Annotated in this window: 1 protein-coding gene; it reads right to left on the bottom strand. The window is 57.3% G+C overall.

The features are described 5' to 3' along the window. Positions 1 to 311: 311 nt before the first annotated feature. Positions 312 to 2,090 carry a molybdopterin-dependent oxidoreductase gene (locus tag CXY82_RS00140; RefSeq protein ID WP_199180823.1) on the bottom strand — a complete coding sequence of 593 codons (1,779 nt, stop codon included), beginning with the start codon at positions 2,088 to 2,090 and terminating at the stop codon, positions 312 to 314. Between the last annotated feature and the right edge of the window lie 251 nt (positions 2,091 to 2,341).

Genomic DNA, 2,341 nt, shown 5'->3' with positions numbered 1-2,341 from the left:
GATTCAAGACGCCAGCCGAAGCGATGAACGAGCTACTCTTCATCGCAAACACCGGTGTTGCGACCACCGGTTGAATCCGCCCAATACGCGTCAGCGCAGATCACCGCGTTCGCTGCCGCACATGGCATTACCCGGTCGATGGGACACACCGGAATTTGCTGGGACAACGCAATGGCGGAAAGTTTCTTCGCCACGCTCAAGACCGAGTTCTACCCGCAAAAGACATCCAATACGAAGTCTTCGGCCCCGACCTGTGGCTAGCCGATTTCCAATCGTAAGTTGTTCCAACCTGTCGGTCAGTGCGTGGGATGTCAGATGGATTGCCGATAGCCGAAGAACTCATGGTCGTTGTCGTACCCACCCAGACCACCGCCGACCTCGGAGAAGTCTTCGACGAATTCGATGCCCTTAATCCACTTGACCAGCTTGAAACCGAGCTGCACCTCGTTGCGCAACCGCAGCGGAGCACCGTGACCGAACGACAGCGTTTCATCATTCATGTCATAGGCCAGCATGGTCAGTTTGTAACTCATCTGCTCGATCGGTTGAGCGTCGTAGTAAATCCCACCATCAGGACCGACCGCAAAGGAGTAAAAAATCACCCACTTCGCTTCCGGCTTCGGCTTCGCGATGTCAAGAATGGTCTGCATTGAGACGCCGCCCCACTTCGCGACACCCGACCAGCCCTGAATGCAAAAGTGCTGCGTGATTTGCTCGTGGTGTGACAGCGCCCGTAATTGCTCAAGGTCCAACTCCACCGGATTATCAACGAGCCCACCGATTTGCAGCTTGTAATCCGTGAAGGTGCCAGCTTGGAGCTTCTTGTACTCCTCCGATTCCGGGTACTTACCGTTATGCCAGAAATAGGGAGAGATATCTTTCTCCGTGTACTGACCCGGCTTCGAATCGATGTGCTCGAACAACCGCTGCGCGGGACCGATCAGCGCATACCCCACCTTCTGCACCACACGCGGATGCCGGTACGTGAACGGTGTCGCCGCCACCCAGCCGATGATGATGACCACCATCGAGGCGGCGAAGATCAAAAACCCGACCCAGGAGCTGTCGTCCCGTGACGCGTACATGTGGTTGAGGTTGCGGAGGGCGCCGGTGGTCAGCACGAGGGTCACGTGGATGATGATGAACATGACGAACCAGGCGAGCACCAAGAAATGGAGTGATCGTGCGACCTGGATACTGAAGACCGAACTGATGGTCCGGAATTTGGTCGACAACGCCGGTGACATCCCGAGCCCGGTGATGAGAGCGGCCGGAGCGGCGATGAACACGGTGATGAAGTAGGCGATCAGTTGCAGACCGTTGTAGTTGACCCAGCCGTTTTCCGTCGGCCAGTCTAGCGACAGATATTGGATTGCGACCGAAATGGAATGCGGGATGACGTCCCAACTCATGGGGACCAAGCGCATCCACTGGCCGGTGACGAAGATCAGAACGTAGAACACGATTCCGTTGAGTAACCACAACGTGTCAACGCCGAGGTGCCACCAGCGGGCGAGCCCGATGGAGTGACGACGCCCCGGCAAGCCGACGCCGTCCGGCAAGGTGATCGATTCCTGCTTCGACGTATACAGCGGATCACTCGGCACCGGCTTCTGCATACGCAACCAGTCTTTACCCGGTGTGGAGTGCCTGGACCAGTACAAACGCGGGTGATCGGCGATGATTGTGACGCCGGAGCGGATGATGAAGATCATCAGAAAAGCATTCAGGAAGTGCTGCCAGCCCAGCCATGCAGGGAAACCCACCGGCGCGTTCTCCGGAAGCTCAGACTCGCCAGGATACTGTTGAATGAAATCCTGCACGGCAGGGAGCTCGCGTATCCCCTTCGCTACCGCGATGCCGATGACCAGGAGCACCAAGCCGATCGGAATCAACCACAACAGGTTGAACCACTTGCTCTTACCAATTCGCACCCGCGGAGCGACACCGTACTGGGCTGGGAGACCGCCTGCCCAGTGTTCGTCGACCGCGGTGTAGTGCGTGCTGTCAAGCTCCGAACGGAAGCTTCGCATCCCCCCCGGCCCACGATCGGGGGCGGGAACATTCTGCTCTTCCAGTCCGGACGTCATGTCGTGAGCTTAGCAACCGCTAAAATGCCAGCACCAGACTGACGGGATCTGCCCGCACGTCGATGATTGTCCCCGACATGGACATGGACACGGAAGCGGCCAAACTCTGCCGATATCCGGCTACATGGGAGTCGATCACCGTCGAAGCTAGCTTTATACTGGCCCTGACTCCGTTGAGTGGACACCTCACAAGAGAGAATGTTCACTATGGCAAGATCACGTCGGGAGTTCACTCCTGAGTACAAAGACGA

The organism is Cryobacterium sp. M23, from assembly GCF_002929655.1.
Lineage (GTDB): Bacteria > Actinomycetota > Actinomycetes > Actinomycetales > Microbacteriaceae > Cryobacterium > Cryobacterium sandaracinum.
This window is presented reverse-complemented; position numbering and strand designations above follow the sequence as displayed.